Raw genomic sequence first — 21,819 nt, forward strand, 5'->3', positions numbered from 1 at the left:
AGGAACGGGAGCGATCAAAGGGGGGATGATTGAGCGATCGACGCAAGCGAACGAATGGTACGACGAAGAGTCTCCAAAAGACTCCTCTGGATGTTGGGCAGCCGGACACCAAAATCAGCCGGATGCGTATGCGCGCCGCCTGGATGTACTATATCGAGCAGATGACGCAGAACGAGATCGCCGAGATCCTCGGCGTCGGGCGTGTGACCATTGTGCGCATGCTGGCCGAGGCGCGTGCGCGCAACGAGGTCAAGATCGGAATCCAGGGCTATCTTTCGGATCTCGTCGCACTGGAAAGGCAGGTTGAAAAGCAATTCGGTCTCGACAAGGTGATCATCGCGCCATTGTCCCATCCGGACAACGACCCGATCCCTGCGATAGCGGCCGCCACCGGCGACTATCTTTCCGGGGTCGTCAGCAATGGCATGCGCGTCGGCGTCGGTTGGGGGCGGACGCTTCTCAACACATTGTCCTATCTCGAAGCACGGGCGCTTGAGAACTTTACGGTTATCTCGCTGCTTGGGGGAATCAGCCAGCCACGGCGGTTCAACCCGGCGGAATTTGCCTGGCAATTCGCACAGTTGTTCCAGGGCGATGGTTATCTCATTCCCGCTCCTGCCATGGTGGATAGCATCGAAACAAAAACAGCATTGATCGAGCGATGCGGTTTGAAAAGCGTATTTGAGATGGCCGAGGACCTTGATCTCGTTCTGCTCAGTGTCGGCGCTATCGAAACGGCCTCCAGCACGCCCTACCACATCGGTTTCCTTAACCAGGGCCACCAGGCTTCCCTGGCGGAACGTGGCGCCGTTGGCGATCTTCTATTCCATTTTTACGACAAACAGGGTCAGCTGGTGGACCATCCCATCCATGACCTCGTCATGTCCGTAGGCATCGACACGGTGCAACGCGTGCCGGCGCGGGTATTGACATCTGGCGGCAAGGAAAAGATCAGGGCGCTTTATGGCGCGATGGCGCTCGTTCGTCCGACAGTGTTCATCACCGATGAGGAAAGTGCCCGCCGCTTGCTGGTACTTGCCGAACAGGAAAAAGGTTGAGCTTTGCTTGCAATTTCCGTTGGAAATCAAAACAAGAGCGCCGGGTAGCCCAAGTCAGGGATTGCATTCGCGATTTTTCCCGTTATTGATCGCGGGAGACGCGCGGCCAATTCCACTGCGTCTGATTTCAGGTGGGGCCTGTAGCTCAATTGGTTAGAGCCGGCGGCTCATAACCGCTTGGTTGGGGGTTCAAGTCCTCCCGGGCCCACCAAGAATTTCAAAGGCTTGGCGAGAAATTGCCAAGCCTTTTTGCGCCGGTGTAGCCGCTGTTGCTGGACGTGCGTTCTTAACGTTTGACGCCGGATGTTGGACAATCAAGTTTTTCAAGTCGCTTGAATTCGTTCCGGCAGTCATGCTGCTCCTTCGAAACTGCTAAACTGATGCTTCTTTCCAGGAGGCAACCAAAGATTCTTCCCGATTTGCCGCCAACACCAAGATGGCATCTAAGCCTCGGACGGAATCTCCGTAAAATGACATCTAGGAGACTTTGGAGGCGACAGGTTCGAGAGCTTGCCCGTATCGAACGATCGAACGGCTTCCTTTGGTCAGAAACGGGCGCTCTATCCAATGGAACGAGGCAGCGGCCACACTGATCGTAAGCAGCAGTTCGAGGTTGATTGTCACTCCGCTTGGCAAATCCAGGGACTTCAGGACAAGCAAGATGGGATAGTGCCAGAGATACATGCCGTAGGAGATCCGGCCGATTGCAACGAGCGGCTCAAGTGTCAGGACGGTATGGGCGAACTGTCCGGCGACTGCCGAAGCGGCTGCAGCGATCCAAACGGCCGCGACCGCAGCAAAAGCGGTAAATCCCCAGATCAGGGACCATTCACCATTATTGCCAAAGAGCACGAACAGATATCCAACTAGGGATGCTGCCCAGAAAAGCCAGGGCGACCACACCTGTGGTACACCCGGCAAAAAGGCAAGCAGGCAGCCAACCAGCAAGGCATCCGAACGGGTGTCGAACCCGTTGTAAATTCGCGTACCCGGTGCATGCATCGCCTCCAGCGCGATCCGCCATCCGAGCACGGCCAGAATAAGGGCAAGGGTCGCGAGCGGTGCGCCACGGCGCCCGGTCTTGGCGAGCAGGGCCGAAAGCACAATTGGCCAAATCAGATAGAATTGCTGCTCTATCGCGAGCGACCAGGTGTGTGCAAGAACGGTATCGGGCCCCAATTCGAAGGCTCGCGCCCAGTTCATTGTGTAGGTCGCGGCAAATCCGATGGCCTCCAGAACATCGTTTCGGATTTTGGTAAAGAGCGCTGCAAATGCGAGACATGCGAGAAAGACATAGAGCCCCGGCGCCAGCCGCCTGACGCGCCGCAACCAAAAGCCCGGCATGTCGATCCTGCCGCAATTTTCCCACTCAGCGAGCAAATTCGACGTGATCAGATAGCCGCTCAGGACGAAGAACAGGTCAACGCCGATATACCCGCCAGGAAAACGATCGTAAAATGTGTGGAACACAATGACAGTCAAGACAGCGATTGCGCGCACGCCGTCGAGCGCAGGAACGTAATTCATCAAAAAGCCTTGGTGCTAAAAATCGCATGCAATAATAATTCCGCGAATTTGCACCGGGCTCAGGCATTTTGACAAGCCAAATCTTGCGGGACAGCAGAAATTCGCTCCAAGCCATGTCGAGCGGATCCTGTCTCCGCCTTTACTTACGGGTAGAGCTGAAATCGCTGTCGAGACCACCCGATATCGTAGGCTTCGATTGCGGAGGAGATGGGACGTGTCATTCCGCTAAGCCGGTAAGCCCAATTCAGGCCCGTCTGGCTTCGGGGATGACTGCGATTTCCTTGGAGAACATCACCACCGCGAAGATCAATACGCCAGCGAAAACGACGAGCGATCCTATCCCGACGAGCGGTTCCAACTGGACATTGCCCAGTTCCATGAAATAGAGCGCTGGCAGCATGACGATCAGACCAAGCGCATAGACCACATAGTGAACCATGGCCAATCTCTTGACTGCCTTGGCTGGGTTGAGCGCGTAATACCCACCGAAAATGGAACAGGAAACCCAGCCCAAGAGGTTGAGATGTGCATGAGCAGCGATCACCGTATGGTTTCCGGACATTCCCATTTGCAGGCCCATCGCGAGCCCGATCAGAAGACATATGATGGCCGTCTTGAAGAAAAGCTGAGAAATCTGTGGCATTTGGCTCCCCCTGAACCAGAATTCAATGATGCCGCGCACAATACACGCGAGCGACAGTGGTTTCCAGCAAGCTCAGTTAAGCATTAAGAATGAGGTTTGTGCGCTTTGTCAGGGGAGGGAAGCTGCAATGTTTTCCATTGGTGCGCGCAGAGTCCAGACGAGGCGTTTGGGCGCCTGTTCCAGGGTGCCTGCCGCCCCAAGGGATAGAGGGGTTACGCGCTCCAGCACAATCTTGCCAAATCCATGGGCACGCCCAAGCCTTACAGGTGGCCCGTCAGATTCAGTCCAGGTCAGATAAAAGTTTCTACCATCATCGCCGACATACCAATCGACTGCGATACTGCCCTGGTCAGCAGAAAAGACACCATATTTGGCCGAATTCGTTGCCAATTCATGGAACGCAATCCCCAGGTACTGAACCGCATTGGGCTGCAGGACTATGAGGGGACCTGAAATCGCAACGCTGGATTCATCGCCGAACGGCTTTATCTGCGCCAAAAGAAGATCCGCTACAGTCGCTCCGCGCCATTCGGCATGGACAAGCAAATCATGTGATCGCGCGAGAGCCATGATTCTTTCCCGCACCTGCTGCTCGAACTCGGTACTATCAGTAGCGCGATTGCCGGTTTCCCGGATCATGGACAGAATGACGGCATATTGATTCTTGACGCGGTGGTTTACCTCGCGCATCAACATGACGATCCGTTCTTCCTTCTCCTTTCTCTCGGTAATATCGCGGGCAATCTTGGACGCGCCAATGATGCGCCCGGTCGAATCCTTGACTGGCGATACAGTCAGCGAAACATGAATACGCACCCCGTCCTTGCGCACCCGAATTGTCTCATAGTGATCCAGGCGTTCACCCTTGCGAACTTTGTCGACGATGGACGCTTCTTCTCCCAATCTTTCGGGAGGAATAACAGTGGTGATCGAACGGCCAATCATCTCCTCGGCTGTGTAACCGAATACGCGTTCGGCACCCCTGTTCCAGCTCCTGACGATGCCTGCGAGGGTTTTACTAACGATCGCATCGTCGGACGATTCCACGATCGCCGCGAGATGTTGCGCCGACTCTTCATTGCGCTTCTGCTCTGTGAGATCGACAAGCATATTCATGGCGCCAACAACTTCGCCGCTATTGTCCCGAAGCAAAACGGGGAATGGACGGAACGCAACACGGCTGCCGTCGGGCCGCTCGGCTATTGCTTCCAGCCCTCGCACATCCCGACCTTCGCGCAGGCTCATCGCCATGGGGCACTCGTCATGCCGCATCGGAGTTCCGTCAGGCCAATATAATTTCCATGATCCGCACCAAGCCTCTTCGCCGATCCGCGGCTCACGACCCCAAAACTCCGCCGCCGCACGGTTGTAGAAAGTAATGATGCCGGATTTGTCTGTCGTATATACGGGGATAGGAAGTGCCGTGATCAGGGAATCACGGCTGGAGCTGTCCATGCTGTGCAAAGCTGCAAGTGAAGAACTAAGGTTGCTTTGCGCAATATCCACTATTTTTCCTGCTTCAAGTAACTTCTTGCCAGTCGGGTTCTCGAATCAAGGGGACCAGTCGACAACAGGATAACCCCATATTTGAAACTATCTGCAATGATTTTGGTTCCGACAGCGCCACCAGCGTATGAGGGATCAATGGGGTAGTTTTTGCGTTTCCATTCAATCCAAATGAATGGAGGAAATCACATGATTTATACCTTGAGATTGACCAGCCTGCTCTGTCAATCTGGCTTAACCGTTCTGCCGGAGGGCTGGGAAACGCTGCGCTATCAATGGGAGTATTCGCATGCAGCAAGCGCAATTTTGAATTTCGTGGCGCTTTTCGCCTTGCTTCTCTCCGTATTGGGAAAGGATTAGAGCCCTCAACAATACAATGGGCCAGTTTCACTTGGAAACCAGCCCATACCAAAACCGATGCGCGTTCTGTCAGACGCACATAAATTCTCTGAATTTTCTTCTGATCGGGTCAAATCCCGATAGTCAAACTGCAAAGACGACGGCTGCAACTGCCAGCGCGCCAAACAAAATCATTGAGCATGTCATCCAGTTGGAGATATCGCCGTTTTCTTTCGTGTGTCGCATCGCCTGACTCCTCCTGAGCGTAGCCGGATAGGACCGGCGCGTTCTCAAAAAAATCATAAACACCCGTCGCTGATTTCAGTTCCCAGCGATCAATTCAAATTGTGGTGATCATGTGCTTGACCAAAATCATGGAAGGCTTAATCCCATCATCCCAGCCTCACTGAAAGGGATTATAGCGCTTTCAATGTAGACTGCAATTTGCGCCGTGCCTCAGTTTCATCACATTTTGATATCGAGTGAAACGAAAGCGATATTGGCCGATGGGTTAAGCCGCGCTGGCCTCGACGAGCTTTGGAAAGGTCATTCGCACCATCGCACCGCGACCGGTATGAAAGCTCTCAGGGGCATCCAGCATTTCGAGATGTCCACTATGATCTTCGATGATTTTCTTGACGATGGCGAGGCCGAGGCCCGTGCCCTTTTCGCGCGTTGTCACATAGGGCTCGAGCAGTCGATGGCGGTTGTCAGCGGGTAATCCTTTGCCGTTGTCGAGCACTTCGACAATGATGGACGAACTGGTGCTGACAGCGCGAACGAGAATGAAACCTTCCTCGATCGCTCCTGTCTGGAGCGCCGTTTCAATGGACTCCGAAGCGTTCTTGATAATGTTACCGAAAGCCTGGCCAAGGAGCCTGTTGTCGAAATTTCCAACGAGCGGCTCGTCGGTAAAGTCATGCTCGAACTTGATCTGATTGTTGCTGATTTCCACGAGAAAGGATGCGTCGCGCAGCACATCGCGGATGTCCGTTGCTGCGAGTTGCGGCTTGGGCATACGAGCGAATTCAGAAAACTCATCCACCATACGACCTATATCGCCGACCTGGCGGATAATCGTTTCGGTGCATTGGTCGAAAACCTCGCGATCCTCGACAATGACCTTGCCGTAGCGGCGGCGAATGCGCTCGGCGGAGAGCTGGATCGGCGTTAGTGGATTCTTGATTTCATGGGCAATGCGGCGTGCGACGTCAGCCCAAGCGGATGAGCGGTGGGCAGCGACCAGATCGGTGATATCGTCGACCGTCACCACGTAGGAGGTGTGCTGTGTATCGGCGTCTTCCCGGGTAATCTGCACGTTGAAAGAGCGTACGATACCATTGCGGGTAATGCCTATCTGCTGGCGGCTGGAAGACCTGCCGTTTTCGCGCGCCGCCTCGAATACAGCACCGATTTCCGGAAGGATATGAACGAGGTTCTTGCCGATAGCTAGTGCACTATCGATCGATAGCATGTGCTCGGCTGGCCGGTTTAGACCGGCAATATCGCCTTGCGAGTTAACGCTAATAACGCCGGCTGTCACGCCGGACAGAACCGCTTCCGTAAAGCGCCTGCGCTCATCGATCTCGTCCTTTGCCGAGATCAGATCATTATGCTGGGTTTTCAACTGCTCGACCATATTATTGAACGTATGGGATAGTGAACCGATATCGCCATCCGAAGCGCGGACAGGCACTGAGACGTCAAAATTGCCGGTGGCAACGTCGCCGGCCGCGCCGATCAACAGGCGAATGGGCCTGACCACACGATTGGCGACAGCAATGCCAGTCCAGACCGCGGTCAAAAGCAGCAAAAGCGTCAGCTCAATATAGAGCAGCGCGTAGGCGATCTGCGTATTCTTCCTGTTGCTGGCCAGGGACTGATATTCGGCATTGTTGTCGGTCATGATGCGCATGTTATCCAGCGCTGAAGAATCCACGGCGCGGATCGTATAGAGATACAAATCTGGCAGCGCCTGCATCTTGATGATGGCGCCGACAAGGTTGGTGGCTTCCGGCGGTATCAATACCGGCCTGTCGCCCGCCGCAGTTTTCAACGCCTCTAGTGGCGCTTCTGGAAGGCTATGATCGTTGAAAAGCTGGGCGCTCACGACAACCTCACCGTTGGATCTAACCAGGGATGCGCCAAGCAGATTGTTGCGGCCTGCATCATAAGTCAGCCAATTTTCGAAGGCACCTCGATCAAGACTGTACAGCATCCGCCGCTGATCGAGATCGATCGCCATCGATAGAGTTGTGGTCAAAAGACTTTGCGCATTGTCCTCGGTGTAGGACTGCGCGGCCTTAATCGACATATCAATGATCTGATTGTTCTCGGGATTGATCCAGGAATTCAAACGATTGTCGAGGACAATGAGTGAAAAGCAGGCAACAATGATCGAAGGGATCGACGCGATCAGCGCGAAGATGATCGTTATGTTGGTATGCAGATCCCGGTGCTTTTCCTTGCTCTTAAACAAAAAGAGCTTCCGGAGCGTGGCGTAGGACAAATAGATCAGCACCAGAATCGAAACCGCATTGGCTGCAATAATGATTTGCGTCGTCCGTTTGGTAGGCGAGATGTCTGTGATGCCCATCATGATGACGAACGAAACAATCATTGTCGCCAGCGTCAGGAGCGTCATGATCAACGCGCCTTTCGGCAGAACCTGCGGTTTGACTACGGTCTTGCTCATTTGCTGTCGATTATCGGTCGCAGCGTTGCTTGTAAAGGAAGCTTGCGCTCCGAACGCGGTTTGAGGCACGAGGCTTTAGCAGCGTTGCTGATGTGCCACGTGCCAGTTTGAAAGGTCCAAGTTTTGACGATACGCCCAATCCTGAAATATCCGCATCCCGCACTGCGTTCATTGGCTGAACGCGTTACAGAGTTTGGGGATGATCTCCGTTTGCTGGCCGATGACCTCCTGGAGACAATGCGGGCGGCGCCGGGAATAGGCATAACTGCTCCACATATCGGCCTTTTGAAGCGCATTGTCGTTCTTGAACTTGATCGGGGGCAACCAGCTCGCTTCTACGTTAATCCGGACATCGAATGGTTTTCGGCTGACATCGTCAGGCACGAAGAGGGCAGTGTTTCTATGCCAGGCGTTTCGAACGAGGTCGAGCGGCCGGCTTCCATTCGGGTTCGCTATGAGGACCTCTCGGGCGTGTCTCAGACAGAAGAAGCGGCCGGTCTCCTGTCCATCTGTTTGCAGCACGAAATCGATCAGCTCGATGGCATATTCTGGGTGTACCGTTTGTCGAAACTCAAGCGTGACAGATTGATCAAACGTTATGAGAAGTTGTCGCGCGATCAGCGGTGAATTGGATCCTTCCACAAAACACCTTCCGGCTTTTCCACCGGCTCAATATCGAGATTGACGACGACAGGCTCCTGACCGGAGCGGACAAGAACGCATTCAAGCGATTCGTCCGAACTGGCGTTGATCTCCTGATGTGGCACGTATGGCGGCACGAAGATGAAATCGCCGGGGCCGGCTTCCGCGACATATTCCAGCCTTTCGCCCCAGCGCATCCGTGCGCGGCCTTTGACCACGTAAATAATGCTCTCCAGATCGCCGTGATGATGCGCGCCGGTCTTGGCGTTGGCATGAATGACAACTGTCCCCGCCCAGATTTTTTCGGCTCCAGCCCGGGCGCGGTTGATGGCGGCGGCCCGATTCATACCCGGCGTTTGTGCCGTATTCGGATCAAGGGAATCCCCGGGAATAATTTTGACCCCATGCTCCCGCCAGTCGACTGGATGATCCTGCGTGCGCGCGTCGCCATGTTGATGATCGTCTGACATCGATGCCTCCTGCCTCTTCGCGATGTTACCGGCAATGTAGCGAGGAGAATGCAACGACACCAGAGATCAACCGCTGTCAGGATGTGCATGTATCGGCGGTTGCAAACGCATAGCAAATAATTTCTACTTCTCCTGGAACATTGGCATATTGTTCTGCGAACTTAGTGCCCGAGATTGCTAGCATGCGAATTCGACAACGAAACCAGTAGGATACGGATGATATCCTACAGTAGCTGTAGGGAAAACCATGATCTTGAAAAGTGTCGCCTCAATTGGGCTTGGCGTTCTTGTAGCATTGACGGCGGCGACGTCCGGCTTTGCGCAGACAGTGAAAATTGGCAGCAAGAATTTCACTGAACAGTTCGTGGTTGCCGAAATCTATGCGCAGGCGTTGGAGAAGGCCGGCGTCACAGTCGAGCGCCGGCTGAACCTTGGCGCTACGCTCATCGCACATTCGGCACTGACGAGCGGCGAAATCGATCTTTATCCGGAGTATACCGGGACCGCACTCGCGGCGGTCGTCAAGGGCGACCTGTCAGGCTCGGCCGACAAGATCTACAAGGACGTCAAGGATTATTACGAGAAGAACCTGCAGCTGACACTGCTCGAGCCAACGCAGATCAACAATGGCTATGCCATCATTACGCTTCCCGAGACCGCCGAAAAATACAAACTCAAGACGCTGACGGATCTTGGTCCCGCCTCCAAGGAGCTCTCCTTTGGCGCCGAAGGTGGCTTTGGCGAACGCAAGGATGGTCTGCCGGGATTGAAGCAGGTTTACGGGATCGAGTTCAAGGATTTCCGCATCTTTGCCAAGCTTGGTATCCGCTACAGCGCGCTGACGAGCAAGAACATCGATGTGTCCTATGGTTTCAGCACGGACTGGCAGATCGCCGATAGCAACCTCGTTGTTCTTGATGACGACAAGCATCTTTTCCCTCCCTATTATCTTGTGCCTGTCGTTCGCCAGGATGCCTTGGCGAAGAACCCGAAGATCGCTGAAGTGCTCAACAAGGTCAGCCCGCTTTTGACCAACGAGATCATGCGCGACCTGAATGCGGCCGTCGAACGCGACAAGAAGGAACCAAAGGAAGTCGCTGCAGAGTTCCTGAAAGAAAAAGGTATTTGATTATACTCGACGGAACCGAGCGGTTTCGCCGATCATTTGAACGTGTATGGCGGAGATGGCCACATCTCCGCTATTTCATTGCTGAAGCGACCATGCAGGCAGGACGGCACCCTTGAACTGGGCTCCCAAAAACATTCCGGAAATACTCACTGCTACGTGGCAGCATCTGGTGCTCTCGGTTTCCTCTGTGCTGATAGGACTGGTGATTGCGTTAATCCTCGGGATCATCTGCGCGCGACGGCCAAAGCTGTATGCCGTTGTCCTGACGATAACCGGCATCATTTTCGTTATCCCCAGTCTGGCGCTATTCGCACTTTTAATTCCCTGGCTTGGCCTTGGGACAAAGCCGGCGCTGGTTGGACTGTCGTCCTATTGCCTGCTTATTCTCCTGCGCAACGTCGTAACCGGATTGCGCGGTGTACCGGCCGATGTTCTCGATGCCGCAGATGGTATGGGTTACAATGCCCGGCAGCGGCTTGTCGGGATCGAACTCCCTCTTGCATTGCCGCTCATCGTTTCGGGCATACGCATTGCCCTTGTTACCGTGATCGGCATAGCCACGGTAGCGGCCTTCATCGACGGCGGCGGGCTTGGCACGATCATTTTGATGGGGATCGATCAGAACTATACCGAGAAAATACTTGTCGGCGGCATTCTGACATCCTTGATGGCGATCTTCTTCGATGTCGTGCTCAGTCAGGCCGAGAAATATCTCGTTCGGGGGAGGGCATGACATGTTGATCACCGCCTTCACTTGGATCATCAATCATCAGCCGGAATTCTACCAGGCGCTTGGCCAGCATCTGATCATGTCGGGCGTCTCGTTGGCCTTTGCGCTGGCCATTGGACTGCCGCTGGCGATCCTGATCATCAACCGGGGCGGCCTCGCCTTCGCAGTCATCAACACAATTAACGCACTGCGCACGATTCCCAGTCTCGCAATCCTCGCTATCATGATGCCGCTTCTTGGCATCGGATTGTGGCCGTCCATCGTGGCCCTGACCATCCTCGCTTTGCCGCCAATTCTGCTCAATGCTTTCATCGGACTGCGCGATGTCGACCCCGATGCCGTCGAAGCGGCAACAGGAATGGGCATGAGCAGGGGGCAGGTTCTGCGCAAGATACGCATTCCCCTTGCAGCCCCGGCCATGTTCGCGGGCGCACGCACCGCCGCCGTTCAGGTGCTGGCTGGTGCGACGCTTGCCCCTTTCATCGGGGGCGGCGGACTTGGCGATTTCATCGCCGTCGGCATCAGCATGATGGATATGTCGAGGCTACTGGTCGGCGCCATTCCCATTGCGCTGCTCGCGCTCACGACCGAGTTTACTCTTGGCCTCGCCGAGAAAATCTTTTTTGCAGAGAGATCTACCGCATGATCACCATGGAACATGTGACCAAACGTTTTGCTGCGGACGGACCGGCTTCAGTCGACGATCTTTCTCTTGTCGTTCCGGAAGGGACGACAACAGCGCTGATCGGTCCATCGGGCTGCGGCAAGACCACGACAATGCGCATGATCAACCGCCTGATCGACCCAACGGAAGGCAAGATCATCGTCAATGATGAGGACGTCACAAAGGTCGACCCGGTCGAACTGCGCCGGCACATTGGCTACGTGATCCAGCAGGTCGGTCTGTTTCCGCATATGACCATTGCTCAGAACATTGCGGCGGTGCCGAAATTGCTCGGATGGACCGAGGCGAAAATAAAGAGCCGTACGGAAGAACTGCTGGATCTGGTCGGGCTCGACCCGAGCGAAATGCTGAAGCGCTACCCGCGCCAACTCTCCGGCGGGCAGCGCCAGCGTATCGGCGTGGCACGCGCGCTTGCAGCCGATCCGCCAGTGCTGTTGATGGATGAGCCCTTTGGCGCGATCGATCCGATCGCCAGGACGAGACTTCAGGACGAATTTCGCCAGATATTGCGTCGTGTGCGCAAGACTGTTGTGCTCGTCACCCATGATCTCGATGAGGCCATCCGGCTTGGAGACCGCATCGCCATCATGAAAAGCGGCAAGATCGTACAGTACGATACGCCGGATGCAGTGCTGTCTCACCCCGCCGACGCTTTTGTGGAAAATTTCGTCGGGATAGACCGCGCGATCAAGCGGCTCGGCCTGTTCACTGTAAACGATGCGATGAACACTACAACGCCGCGCCCAGGTGCCAGTACAGTTGCACCGACCAGCAGTCTGCGCGAAGCACTGGCGTTGATGGTTGCCGCCAATAGCGACGTTCTTGCCGTTGTTGACGAGAGCGGCGCAGTGAAGGGGCAATTGACACGGGACGCTATTTTTGCGGTCTGATGGCCGGTACGGAAGCAAGGGTAACCCAGCAATGCACATCGGAATATCGATCACGCCGTTTGGCCATCATCCCGCCGCCTGGCGTGAGAAATCGGAAGATGCGATTCATTTCAACGCTTTGGCGGCGCAGGTGAAGAAAGCAGAAGAAGGCGGGTTGGACTTCGCATTCTTTGCCGATCGGCTTGGTCAACGGCCCCTGAATGATCTGTCGCCGCAGGCCGTGCCTTTCGAACCGACGACGCTGGTTGCGGCGCTTGCCACTGTCGTCCGCCGGATCGGGCTGATCGCAACCGCTGCAACGACCCAGCACGAACCTTACAACCTCGCGCGCCGCTTTGCCTCGCTCGATACTATCAGCAAGGGCAGGGCTGGGTGGAATGTCGTGGTTTCGCCGGGCGCAACCGCGCGCGACCAGGAATATCTCGATGTGGTCAGCCGGCTTTGGGACAGCTGGGAGGATGACGCCTTTGTTTATGACAAGGCGTCAGGGCGTTTTTTCCTGCCGGAGAAGATGCACCTTCTTGATCACAAAGGCGAGTATTTCACCGTGCGTGGTCCGCTCAACGTCAATCGTTCGCCGCAAGGCAAGCCAGTTGTGTCGCACGTGCTGACGTCTGATACCGCCGAGATTGCCTTGCGCTCGGCTGAACTTGTTTTCATTGATCCGGCGTCGGTGGACGAGGCGAGGACGCTTGTCTCCGATTTCACGCAACGGCTCGAACGGCATGATCGCAAACGGTCCGAGGTGAGGATCCTTGCAAATGTCATTCCGTTCATCGGCGCTACCAAATCTGACGCACAGCAACTCCATGACAGACTGGATGCGTTGTCGCCCGATCGAGAAAGGCCTGGAGGTTTGGTGGCCATCGGCACGACCCTCGATATTGCGGATGCGTTACAAGCGTGGTCGGGCATTGTCGATGGTTTCACCGTCCTGCCTCCGGTGGCGCCGGAAGGTGTCGACGCCTTTGTTGATCACGTTGTACCGGAACTTCGAAAGCGCGGATTGTTCCGCAACTCCTATGAGGGCAGCACACTGCGCGAGCATCTTGGAATGCACCGTCCGCGCCATCCGGCCAGCAAAGCAGCGGAGCAAACATTATGAGCAAAGCACATATGAAGCTTGGCGCCTTTCTGATGGCAGGCGGCCATCATATCGCGGCCTGGCGGCATCCGGACGCGGTTGCCGCAGCCGGTGTGGATGTCGATCACTTCATAGCTCTGACGCGCCTTGCAGAATCTGCCAAATTCGACATGGTTTTCTTTGAAGATGCGGCCGCGATCCGGGAGCGCAACATCAACACCGCGAGCCAGGCTGCGCGTTCGACCATGTTCGAGCCGTTGAGCCTGCTCGCGGCGCTGGCGGTCAATACGTCCCATATCGGCTTGGTTGCTACGGCCTCCACGACCTACAACGAGCCCTATGGCCTTGCACGCACACTGGCCTCCATCGATCAGTTGAGCGGTGGCCGGGCTGGTTGGAACCTCGTCACGTCGGCGAGCGAACTCGAGGCGGAGAATTTTGTTTCAAGCGGCTTGCGGCCCCATGCGCAGCGCTATGAGCGCGCCGTGGAATTCGAACAAGCAGCAAGGGCGGTCTGGGACAGCGTCGATACTGGCGCTTATGTCGCCGACGGAAAAAGCTACACTGACCGATCCAAGCTACATCCCGTCGATCATCACGGCACACATTTCACTGTCAGTGGACTTCTCGACAGTCCGCGTTCGCCGCAGGGCCGTCCGTTGATGGTACAGGCTGGTGCTTCGGATGCGGGCAAGAACCTCGCAGCGCGTACAGCGGATGTGGTGTTCGTCGCAGCCCAGACCTTGCAGGAAGCGCAGACCTATTATGCTGATTTGAAATCGCGCATGCCGGCCTTCGGGCGTGATCCGGACGACCTCAAAATCCTGCCTGGTGTCTCGCCCATCGTCGGCCGAACCGAAAGCGCAGCGCGGGCGAAATATGATGCCTTGCAGGAACTCATTCCCGACGAGGTTGGTGTGGCGTTGCTCGCTAGCTATCTCAGCATCAAGGACTTGTCGCGGTACCCGCTGGAAGGACCACTACCCGAAATGCCAGCTACCGATGGCATTCAAAGCCGGCAGCAGCTCATCATCGATCTTGCGAGGCGTGAGAATCTGTCTATCCGGCAGGTGGCTCGCAATTTCGCCGGCGCGCGCGGTCATTGGCAATTGATCGGCACACCGGCACAGATCGTCGATGAACTGGAGGAGCGGTTTCATGGCAAGGCGGCTGATGGCTTCAACGTGATGGGTGCCTATTTTCCGGGGGCACTTCAGGATTTCATCGCGATGGTTGTGCCCGAATTGCGTCGCCGTGGCCTCTTTCGCGATGAATATGAAGGGCGCACATTGCGCGAAAATCTCGGAATCACAATCCCGGCGCGTGCAGCATGAGCAAAGACATGAAACCCATTTACATCGACTATCTGAATGCGCTCGACATCGACGCGCTGGCGCTGACGAATGCCGAAATTCTCGGTGCAATCGAAACCTCGCTTGCCGCGCAAGGCGATGGCCAGACCGTCATAGAGCCGCGGGTGCATCTTGAACCGGATGCGACTTTCAATGGCCATTTCAACGTGTTGCGGGGATATGTTGCGCCTTTGAATCTGGCAGGCGTGAAGATCGTGGGGGACTTTGTCGATAATTACAAGCTGAACTATCCGTCAGAATTCGGTGTGCTCAATCTGTTCGATCCACGTACCGGTGTGCCTCGCGCTATCCTTGATGCAACGGTCATCACCGATATGCGCACCGGCGCCGTCACCGCACTCGGAGCAAAATATCTCGCGCGCAAGAACTCGAAAATCCTTGGCCATATCGGAGCGCGCGGCACGGCCTATTGGAATGTACGGCTCCTTGATCATCTCTACAATTTCGATGAGATTCGCGTGCATTCGCGTCGGCCCGAGAGCCGCAACGCCTTTGCCGAGAAACTCTCCCATGATCTGGGCAAACAGATCATCGTCACCGATGATTGGCGCTCTTGTGTCGAAGGCGCCGACATCGTCGTTGAGGCGTCGCGCCTGCCGGAGCCACAACCGATGTTGAAAACGGAATGGATCAAGCCCAGCGCGTTCGTCGTGCCTTACGGAACAATGAGCGCTGTGGAGCTGTCGTTGACCGACATTATGGACAAACTTGTCGTCGATGATTGGGGCCAATGCAAGGGTGGAAAATTTGGATCCCTGCGCGCGCATGTTGAGGCGGGAAAACTGTCAGAGCAGACGTTGCATGCTGAGCTCGGCCAGATCGTCGCCGGACACAAGTCCGGCCGTGAGAATGAAGATGAGACAATCCTGTTCTGGCATCGGGGCTTGTCGCTAAGCGATATTGCGCTTGGTTATGCCATGCTGGAGAAAGCCAAAGCCTCCAATATCGGCCAGCGGCTACGCTTTGCATGAGCCCTGTCGTCTTCAGTGGATCGACCACCACAATCGCTGATATCGCAGCGATCGCCCGTGAGAATGCGGCGGTCGAAGTCGAGCCCCATGTATACGACAGGCTGGAAAAGGCGCGGGCGATCCTCGACAGAGCTGCAGCATCTGGACAGCAAATCTACGGTCTGAATACAGGGCTCGGCGCTAATTTGAAAACATCGGTGACCGAGGATATCAGCGCATTCCAACAGCAATTGGTGCGCGGGCGCGGCATGGGTGTTGGCCCGTCCCTGGAGCGCGATGTTACCCGCGCGGTCATGGCCACGCGGCTTTCAATGCTGGCTGTCGGGGGATCCGGAATTTCTCTGTCAGTTTTCAATGATTTGCTGGCGTTACTCAATAAACAGATTCATCCTGTTATCCCATCCATTGGTTCCATAGGAGCTGGTGATCTCGTGCTGCTGGCGGCTATGGCATCGACGCTGATCGGCGAGGGTGCTGCAGAATATCAAGGTAAGGTCTACCCATCTGCTCAAGCTTTGAAAAAGGCAGGTCTTGCGCCGTCGGCGCTTGGCCCGAAAGACGGGTTGTCGCTGCTCAACGCCTCAGCAGTTTCGGTCGGACGGGGTGCACTTGTTGCGACAGACGCTGCTGTGCTTCTGGATTTTCAGCGTCGGGCGGTTGCCCTGAGCTTCGAAGCCTTGGGCGGCAATCCACTCATTCTGACACCTGCGATCCAGGTTGCGCGTCCCGCTGCGGGTCAGGTGGAAGAGGCGGAAAAGCTTTTGGCATTGCTTGAAGGCTCGTCATTGCTGGAAGCGAGGACAGCCATTCAGGATCCACTCAGCGTGCGTTGCGCGGCGCCCATTCAAGGAGCGCTTGCCCATGCCCTGAGGGCTGCGATAGACGCGATCGAACTCGAGCTCAATTCGGCCGCGGATAATCCGCTGGTGATCATTGATGAAGACCGAGTACTGTCGACGGGAAATTTCCACACGCCGTCGCTGGCGCTGGCTTTCGAGACGCTTGGGCTCGCCATCGCACAAGCGGCACTCGGCAGTGCTGCACGCTTCATACAAATCACGGGCTCTGGGCGTCATGGCCTGCCGCGGTATCTCAGCCCTGTCGGCGGGGCTTCGGCTGGGTTTGTACCTCTACAGAAGACGGTAGCCGCGCTCGTTGGTGCCATCCGCCACAAGGCCAATCCAGTCTTGCTCGATTTCCTTGCCGTTTCCGAAGGAGTCGAGGACCATGCGACGCAGACGCCGCTTGCTGTGGCCAAATGTGCCGACATTGTCGAAATATGGCGGCAGCTGGTTGCCTGCGAGATGCTGGCCGCGGCGCAGGCCATAGATCTGAGGCCGGAAATCCGCTGTGGCAGGGGAACGAGACAAACTTATGATCTCGTTCGGGCAGTCTCACCCAAGCTGGAAGCGGATAGGGCGCTCGGAGAGGATGTTTTGGCACTGGTGGACAGCTTGCGCCAATGATTGAAACGCGGCCTTCAAACGATCGGCCGCGTATCGCCGGATATGCAACGGTTTGGACACCTTTACACGCTAGAATGGTGAACGAGTTGTATATTCGTCACCGATAAGTTTCACGATCTGCTCGTCGTCTGCCGCCAAGTTTCCGCAACACTATCGAAACGCTAAACTCTTGATGCCAGTCTAAGAACAGAACATTTGACTTATTTCCGCGAATAACATCGACTAAAGTAGGGTGCTGTAAAAGCAGCGTTTCTTGAAAAGCTGGATAGTCATGACGGTCGTGCGGAATCTTTTGTGGGCGCCAACAATAGGCTTATCCTGGCTGTGGGGATTGGGTTTCTTTTATTCCATCCACGTCACTCTGACCTATGGTTGGCTGGGCTTTTTTGGTTTTGCCATAGCCAATGTTGCGGGGCTCTGGCTGTTTGGATTTATTCTCGGGCGCACGAAGCGGCCGCCCGATCAGATCATCAAAGATATTGAAGGCCGCTACGCTGGCGTGTTTCTGCTGTTTCAGATGGCCGCGCTGGTTGTGACGATCTTCGGGTTCGTCGCCTATCTTTGGCAGCCTATCGTGGGCGAAGGCTCAGCGCTCGGCGTTGCGCTGTTGCTGTTGTTTGCGTGTGCGATCGGTCATGCGCTGTCGCTACAGCAACTCAAGCTATTGCATATCGTCTATACGGTCGTCGGCGTGGCTGCGGGCATTGTCCTGCTCATCGGACTGCGACAGACATCAGACTATCCGGGTGTGCCACTCGAAAAGTTCGATAGCCGCTTCTATGGCCTGATCATGCCAACGCTGATCGGGTTCCTGCTTGGACCGTGGCTCGATATTCAGCATTGGCAGCGGGCGGTTACCATCAAACGCGAAGGCGGCGATGTTGGCATGGCCTACGGTGTCGGCGCGTTGATGTTCTTTGGCTTTTTGTTCCTCAATGCGCTTACCGCTTCGGCAGTCGGCCCGATAGGCAGCATTCTGTCCATCGATGGCCTTCCAAGCGCCCAGGGGTCCGTGTCGGCAGCTACGGTTCTTGCTGCGGAAAATGGCCAGCCATATCTGGCGGTTGCCTTTGTCATCTGGACTGTCATTGCCCTGGCTTCAACCGTGGACAGCTTTTATTGCGCAACATCCTGGTTCCTGAAGGGCAAAAATCTGCGCAGCAACAGTCCCTTGCTTGCTCTCATTCCAGACGGCGTGGCTTCATCGCCGCTTTGGTTATTGTTTGGCGCTGCCTGGATTGCCTTCACGGCCGTGCCCGCGAATTTTTCGCTGATGTATTTCATGATGCCGTTTGCAACCCTATTCGTCAGTGCATCGGCGAACCTGGTATGTGAGGCGCTCGGCGCGAAGCCAAAGTTCGATCCGGTGCTCAGCTTTATGATCGGTTGCGGTTCGTCGCTGATATTCATCATCGGCTACATCCAGCCGGTGCCAGGATTCCTGCTCATCTCTCCGTTCATCGGTCTAATAGGCGCTTTGCCAGTCATCATCGAACTGTTTGGACCGGCGTCGAAGGCCATTCCCGTTGAGATAGTCGATCAACCTATCCGGATGATGTCGCCCATACCACTTGCCAACGTCGCGGGAGGCGACGACGTTTCGCCATCGCATGGATTCGACGGTGAGTGGTTCGTCATGCAGCTCGTCCCCACATATGATGATACGAATTCCGTCGGAAACGTCTATTTCGCCAACTACGTGCGCTGGGTCGGCAAAGCGCGAGAATTATTCTTCAACGTCTGCATGCCCGATTTCGACCTAGCAACGACGCGGTTCTATATTCTCACGCGCTCATTCACCCACGATTACCGTCGCGAGTCGAAAGAATTCGAGCAGATTACCGTGCGCATCAAGATTGCGCGCCACAATCGGAAGTTCGTGACGTTGCAGCATGAGATCCACAGCGCCGCGCAAGGATTGCTCGGGCATGGCGAGCAGTCATTGATGTTCGTCGACCGCGACCACTACAATCCACTCGATATTCCAGGGGAAGTGATCAAAGGGTTCCTGCCATATTGGCCGAAGGACTCACGCTTGTCTGCGAACTTCCGGCCAGTAAATATTCAGGATGCTGCGAAGCGGCAGGCGTGATCTGAGCGAACTATTAAGAGCCTGATACTTAGGCACCGTTCTGCTGGCAGAACGGTGCCTTTATTGTATGTGAAAGGCTCTAGCTGGCAACCTGGTATCGGTCACGATCGAAGGCGAGCAGCTCGAAAGTCTTCTCGACGGGCTCTGCCGGGCTGAAAAGGAAGCCCTGTACCTGATCGCAGCCCTCCTTCTGCAGGCAGGCAAGTTGCTCACGGGTCTCGACGCCTTCGGCAGTGATCTTCATGCCCATGCTGGCTCCAAGGCCCATCACTGCACGAATAATTGCAAGGCTGCCCCGATTGTGCGGAAGGTCGCGCACGAAGGACTGGTCGATCTTGATCTTGTCAAATGGCATCTTACGCAGGTAACTCAAGCTGGAATAGCCTGTGCCAAAATCATCGAGCGCGATGCTCACTCCCATGGCGCGGAACTGGCGCAACAACGAAATAGCGGCGACATTTGCCTCGAGGAAGACGGATTCAGTGATCTCCAGCTCCAGCCGATTTGGCTTGAGCTTGTTCTTGGTCAAGGCATCGCGAACGATGGACGCCAGGTCGGAATGCCGGAACTGGATCGCCGAGATATTGATTGCAACGTGGATTTCCTGCGGCCACGACACGGCGATACGGCAAGCTTCCTGGATGATCCACTCGCCGAGCGGAATAATATTACCTGTCTCTTCCGCAATCGGGATGAAGATAGTCGGTGAGATGAAGCCATGCACCGGATGCTTCCAGCGCAGCAGCGTCTCGAACCCTACCGTTTTGAGTGTCTGCGCCGAAATGATGGGCTGGAAATGGAGGATGAACTCGTCCCGTGCCAGAGCGCCACGCAGGTCCATGGCGAGCGCACGTTTGGCTTCGATGCGCGCATCCATTTCTACCTCGTAGAAACGGAAACTATTGCGGCCCTCATTCTTGGTCCGGTAGAGCGCCAGGTCGGCGCAGCGCATGATGTCGTTGACACTGTCGGTCGGCGCAATTGCAATGCCGACGCTGATGTGAATGTTGATCTGGATACCATCAATCCAGAAGGGTTGTGCGATGCTTTGAACGAGTTGTTCGGCGAGTTCGGTGGCAGCAGTCTGGTCGGCGCCACGCGCCAGAATGGCGAATTCATCGCCGGAAAGGCGGGCAACGACATAGGTCGCGGGTGCCGCGCCGCGCAAGCGGTCTGCCACCTGTTTGAGCAACTGGTCGCCGATGCCGTGACCAAAACTGTCATTGACCGTCTTGAATTCATCGAGATCTATGCAGAACACAGCAAAACTGCGCAGTCCTTTCTCAAGGTCCTTGGTGGCTTGCGAGAGCTGGTCGGTAAAGAGCGTACGGTTTGGTAGATCGGTCAGCACATCATAGCGGGCGAGATAGGACAGTTGATCGTCTGACTGCTTTGCAGCGGTCACATCGGAGCCAACGCCGCGGTAGCCGACAAATTGGCCTGCGTTATCGAAAATCGCCTTGCCGGTGAGCGACCACCAACGGGTCTCCCCCTTGATGTTGATGGGCAGGATATGATTGCGGAATGTCGTCCGGTTCTCGATGGCCTGCCAGATCGAACCAACCTTGACTGCCTCTTCAGCATGGGACTGATCGATCTTGAACAATTGCGCAAAAGGCATGCCTTGCAGCTCTTTGGTCGTTTTGGCGGCGATCTGCGCCAGACGTGGCGATGTGTGCTGGAGCTTCAGATCGGCGTCGGTTTCCCAAATCCAGTCGCTGGCGTTTTCTTCGAAGTCGTACAACAGCAGGCTGATAACCTCCTTCTGCTGCTCGACCTTGATCTGGTCCAGCGTGCGCATAACGATAAGATTGCTCATGTGGACGATGGTGAACAGAATGAAGAGCGCATAGAAGGCGAGCAGTATCGCGATGAACAAAAAGAAATCTTCACCGGTCGACGCAAGCGCGAAGAACGAACCGGTAATGATTGTGCCTGAGTAGGCGATCGCAGCCAAGGGTACCACCGCCACGCCAATGCCGGTTGCCATGAGACCTGCTGCTGTGCAAGCGATCAAAAGCCTATGGTAGGGATCGGCATCGAGAAACAGCATTAGGGGAATGCTGGCAAGGCAGATGCCATAAAGCGCGGATATGATGATCAGGTATTTGATCGCATCAAAGCCAAGTTCCTTGACCTTTGGCACTGTGTACCATTGCCAGCAGGCGAAAAGTGAGCCCGCAGTCATGAGCGCGACCATTATCGACACACCGGCGAGATAGGGGCGGGGGCCGAGATCCCAGAAAACGAACGCGACGACAAACACAACGCACATTGCCACCAGAACCGTAAAAGGCGCCAGCCTCAGTGCAACGTCCATTTGCTCCGCATAGACACGACGCTTTACTGCCGGGTTGATAGCGCCCCGCATACCGAACATCGATCGGATAGCGTCAAAAGTATGGAAATTGGACAATTGCACGCACAGACCTCAGGCAGGTGAGTTCATCTTTGACCCATGTTAGTTTTTTTACGTTCGGCATTGGTTAATATACTTAGCATTTTTTCTATTAGTTACC

18 protein-coding genes and 1 tRNA gene are annotated in these 21,819 nt (G+C 55.5%); 13 read left to right on the forward strand and 6 right to left on the reverse strand.

Annotated elements, in window-relative coordinates; all coding sequences use genetic code 11:
• Positions 1-29 precede the first annotated feature (29 nt).
• Both LB462_RS20610 and LB462_RS20615 read left to right on the forward strand, forming a co-directional pair.
• On the forward strand, positions 30-1,058 hold the full coding sequence (locus LB462_RS20610) for a sugar-binding transcriptional regulator (protein WP_370637244.1): 1,029 nt from the start codon (positions 30-32) through the stop codon (positions 1,056-1,058).
• Between the two features lie 134 nt (positions 1,059-1,192).
• A tRNA-Ile gene (locus LB462_RS20615) sits at positions 1,193-1,269 on the forward strand.
• A 266-nt stretch (positions 1,270-1,535) separates the two neighbouring features.
• Here the strand turns inward: LB462_RS20615 and LB462_RS20620 are convergent.
• The 3 genes from LB462_RS20620 to LB462_RS20630 all read right to left on the reverse strand — a co-directional run bounded on the left by LB462_RS20620 (position 1,536) and on the right by LB462_RS20630 (position 4,734).
• Positions 1,536-2,585 carry an acyltransferase family protein gene (locus LB462_RS20620; protein WP_224511875.1) on the reverse strand — a complete coding sequence of 350 codons (1,050 nt, stop codon included), beginning with the start codon at positions 2,583-2,585 and terminating at the stop codon, positions 1,536-1,538.
• 244 nt (positions 2,586-2,829) lie between these two features.
• A complete protein-coding gene (locus LB462_RS20625; protein ID WP_224511877.1) occupies positions 2,830-3,228 on the reverse strand; it encodes a hypothetical protein in 399 nt (132 codons plus the stop codon).
• A gap of 108 nt (positions 3,229-3,336) precedes the next feature.
• A complete protein-coding gene (locus LB462_RS20630) occupies positions 3,337-4,734 on the reverse strand; it encodes a PAS domain S-box protein (RefSeq protein ID WP_224511878.1) in 1,398 nt (465 codons plus the stop codon).
• Positions 4,735-4,923: 189 nt separating this feature from the next.
• Between LB462_RS20630 and LB462_RS20635 the strand changes: the two genes are divergently transcribed.
• Entirely contained in the window at positions 4,924-5,094 is a 171-nt protein-coding gene (locus LB462_RS20635) for a hypothetical protein (RefSeq protein WP_224511880.1), read from the forward strand.
• 490 nt (positions 5,095-5,584) lie between these two features.
• Here LB462_RS20635 and LB462_RS20640 read toward each other — a convergent pair whose 3' ends face one another.
• Positions 5,585-7,768 carry a sensor histidine kinase gene (locus LB462_RS20640; protein WP_224511881.1) on the reverse strand — a complete coding sequence of 728 codons (2,184 nt, stop codon included), beginning with the start codon at positions 7,766-7,768 and terminating at the stop codon, positions 5,585-5,587.
• A 123-nt stretch (positions 7,769-7,891) separates the two neighbouring features.
• On the opposite strand from LB462_RS20640, the gene LB462_RS20645 reads away from it, so the two are divergent.
• Positions 7,892-8,395, forward strand: a complete 504-nt coding sequence (locus LB462_RS20645; RefSeq protein WP_224511882.1) for a peptide deformylase — start codon at positions 7,892-7,894, stop codon at positions 8,393-8,395.
• Here the strand turns inward: LB462_RS20645 and LB462_RS20650 are convergent.
• Positions 8,386-8,880 carry a cupin domain-containing protein gene (locus tag LB462_RS20650; RefSeq protein ID WP_224511883.1) on the reverse strand — a complete coding sequence of 165 codons (495 nt, stop codon included), beginning with the start codon at positions 8,878-8,880 and terminating at the stop codon, positions 8,386-8,388. The genes LB462_RS20645 and LB462_RS20650 overlap by 10 nt on opposite strands.
• A gap of 247 nt (positions 8,881-9,127) precedes the next feature.
• On the opposite strand from LB462_RS20650, the gene LB462_RS20655 reads away from it, so the two are divergent.
• The 9 genes from LB462_RS20655 to LB462_RS20695 all read left to right on the forward strand — a co-directional run bounded on the left by LB462_RS20655 (position 9,128) and on the right by LB462_RS20695 (position 19,300).
• Positions 9,128-10,009 (forward strand): glycine betaine ABC transporter substrate-binding protein, encoded by an 882-nt coding sequence (locus LB462_RS20655; protein ID WP_224511884.1) that lies wholly within the window; start codon positions 9,128-9,130, stop codon positions 10,007-10,009.
• Between the two features lie 112 nt (positions 10,010-10,121).
• Positions 10,122-10,742, forward strand: coding sequence for an ABC transporter permease (locus LB462_RS20660; RefSeq protein ID WP_224511885.1), 621 nt, complete (start codon positions 10,122-10,124; stop codon positions 10,740-10,742).
• Position 10,743: 1 nt separating this feature from the next.
• The gene (locus LB462_RS20665) at positions 10,744-11,385 is read left to right on the forward strand and encodes an ABC transporter permease (protein ID WP_224511888.1); all 642 of its coding nucleotides are present in this window, start codon (positions 10,744-10,746) and stop codon (positions 11,383-11,385) included.
• Positions 11,382-12,314: an ABC transporter ATP-binding protein gene (locus LB462_RS20670; protein WP_224511890.1), complete on the forward strand. Its 933-nt coding sequence runs from the start codon at positions 11,382-11,384 to the stop codon at positions 12,312-12,314. The genes LB462_RS20665 and LB462_RS20670 overlap by 4 nt, the downstream gene beginning before the upstream one ends.
• Before the next feature lie 31 nt (positions 12,315-12,345).
• Positions 12,346-13,419, forward strand: a complete 1,074-nt coding sequence (locus tag LB462_RS20675; protein ID WP_224511891.1) for an LLM class flavin-dependent oxidoreductase — start codon at positions 12,346-12,348, stop codon at positions 13,417-13,419.
• A complete protein-coding gene (locus LB462_RS20680) occupies positions 13,416-14,732 on the forward strand; it encodes an LLM class flavin-dependent oxidoreductase (protein WP_224511893.1) in 1,317 nt (438 codons plus the stop codon). Before LB462_RS20675 ends, LB462_RS20680 begins: the two co-directional genes overlap by 4 nt.
• Before the next feature lie 8 nt (positions 14,733-14,740).
• A complete protein-coding gene (locus LB462_RS20685) occupies positions 14,741-15,742 on the forward strand; it encodes an ornithine cyclodeaminase family protein (RefSeq protein ID WP_224511895.1) in 1,002 nt (333 codons plus the stop codon).
• Positions 15,739-17,208: an HAL/PAL/TAL family ammonia-lyase gene (locus tag LB462_RS20690; RefSeq protein WP_224511898.1), complete on the forward strand. Its 1,470-nt coding sequence runs from the start codon at positions 15,739-15,741 to the stop codon at positions 17,206-17,208. The genes LB462_RS20685 and LB462_RS20690 overlap by 4 nt, the downstream gene beginning before the upstream one ends.
• A gap of 253 nt (positions 17,209-17,461) precedes the next feature.
• Positions 17,462-19,300: an acyl-CoA thioesterase gene (locus LB462_RS20695; RefSeq protein WP_224511901.1), complete on the forward strand. Its 1,839-nt coding sequence runs from the start codon at positions 17,462-17,464 to the stop codon at positions 19,298-19,300.
• Between the two features lie 79 nt (positions 19,301-19,379).
• Here LB462_RS20695 and LB462_RS20700 read toward each other — a convergent pair whose 3' ends face one another.
• The gene (locus tag LB462_RS20700) at positions 19,380-21,722 is read right to left on the reverse strand and encodes a putative bifunctional diguanylate cyclase/phosphodiesterase (RefSeq protein ID WP_224511903.1); all 2,343 of its coding nucleotides are present in this window, start codon (positions 21,720-21,722) and stop codon (positions 19,380-19,382) included.
• Positions 21,723-21,819 lie beyond the last annotated feature (97 nt).

It is taken from the genome of Phyllobacterium chamaecytisi, assembly GCF_020164455.1.
In the GTDB taxonomy this organism is placed as follows: Bacteria; Pseudomonadota; Alphaproteobacteria; order Rhizobiales; family Rhizobiaceae; genus Phyllobacterium; species Phyllobacterium chamaecytisi.

Excerpts from the sequence above, each read along its gene's own strand:
- LB462_RS20675 (WP_224511891.1), top strand. The coding sequence starts at position 12,346 with ATGCACATCGGAATATCGATCACGCCGTTTGGCCATCATCCCGCCGCC.
- LB462_RS20665 (WP_224511888.1), top strand. The coding sequence starts at position 10,744 with ATGTTGATCACCGCCTTCACTTGGATCATCAATCATCAGCCGGAATTC.
- LB462_RS20625 (WP_224511877.1), bottom strand. The coding sequence starts at position 3,228 with ATGCCACAGATTTCTCAGCTTTTCTTCAAGACGGCCATCATATGTCTT.
- LB462_RS20680 (WP_224511893.1), top strand. The coding sequence starts at position 13,416 with ATGAGCAAAGCACATATGAAGCTTGGCGCCTTTCTGATGGCAGGCGGC.
- LB462_RS20635 (WP_224511880.1), top strand. The coding sequence starts at position 4,924 with ATGATTTATACCTTGAGATTGACCAGCCTGCTCTGTCAATCTGGCTTA.
- LB462_RS20670 (WP_224511890.1), top strand. The coding sequence starts at position 11,382 with ATGATCACCATGGAACATGTGACCAAACGTTTTGCTGCGGACGGACCG.
- LB462_RS20655 (WP_224511884.1), top strand. The coding sequence starts at position 9,128 with ATGATCTTGAAAAGTGTCGCCTCAATTGGGCTTGGCGTTCTTGTAGCA.
- LB462_RS20640 (WP_224511881.1), bottom strand. The coding sequence starts at position 7,768 with ATGAGCAAGACCGTAGTCAAACCGCAGGTTCTGCCGAAAGGCGCGTTG.
- LB462_RS20650 (WP_224511883.1), bottom strand. The coding sequence starts at position 8,880 with ATGTCAGACGATCATCAACATGGCGACGCGCGCACGCAGGATCATCCA.
- LB462_RS20620 (WP_224511875.1), bottom strand. The coding sequence starts at position 2,585 with ATGAATTACGTTCCTGCGCTCGACGGCGTGCGCGCAATCGCTGTCTTG.
- LB462_RS20690 (WP_224511898.1), top strand. The coding sequence starts at position 15,739 with ATGAGCCCTGTCGTCTTCAGTGGATCGACCACCACAATCGCTGATATC.
- LB462_RS20685 (WP_224511895.1), top strand. The coding sequence starts at position 14,741 with ATGAAACCCATTTACATCGACTATCTGAATGCGCTCGACATCGACGCG.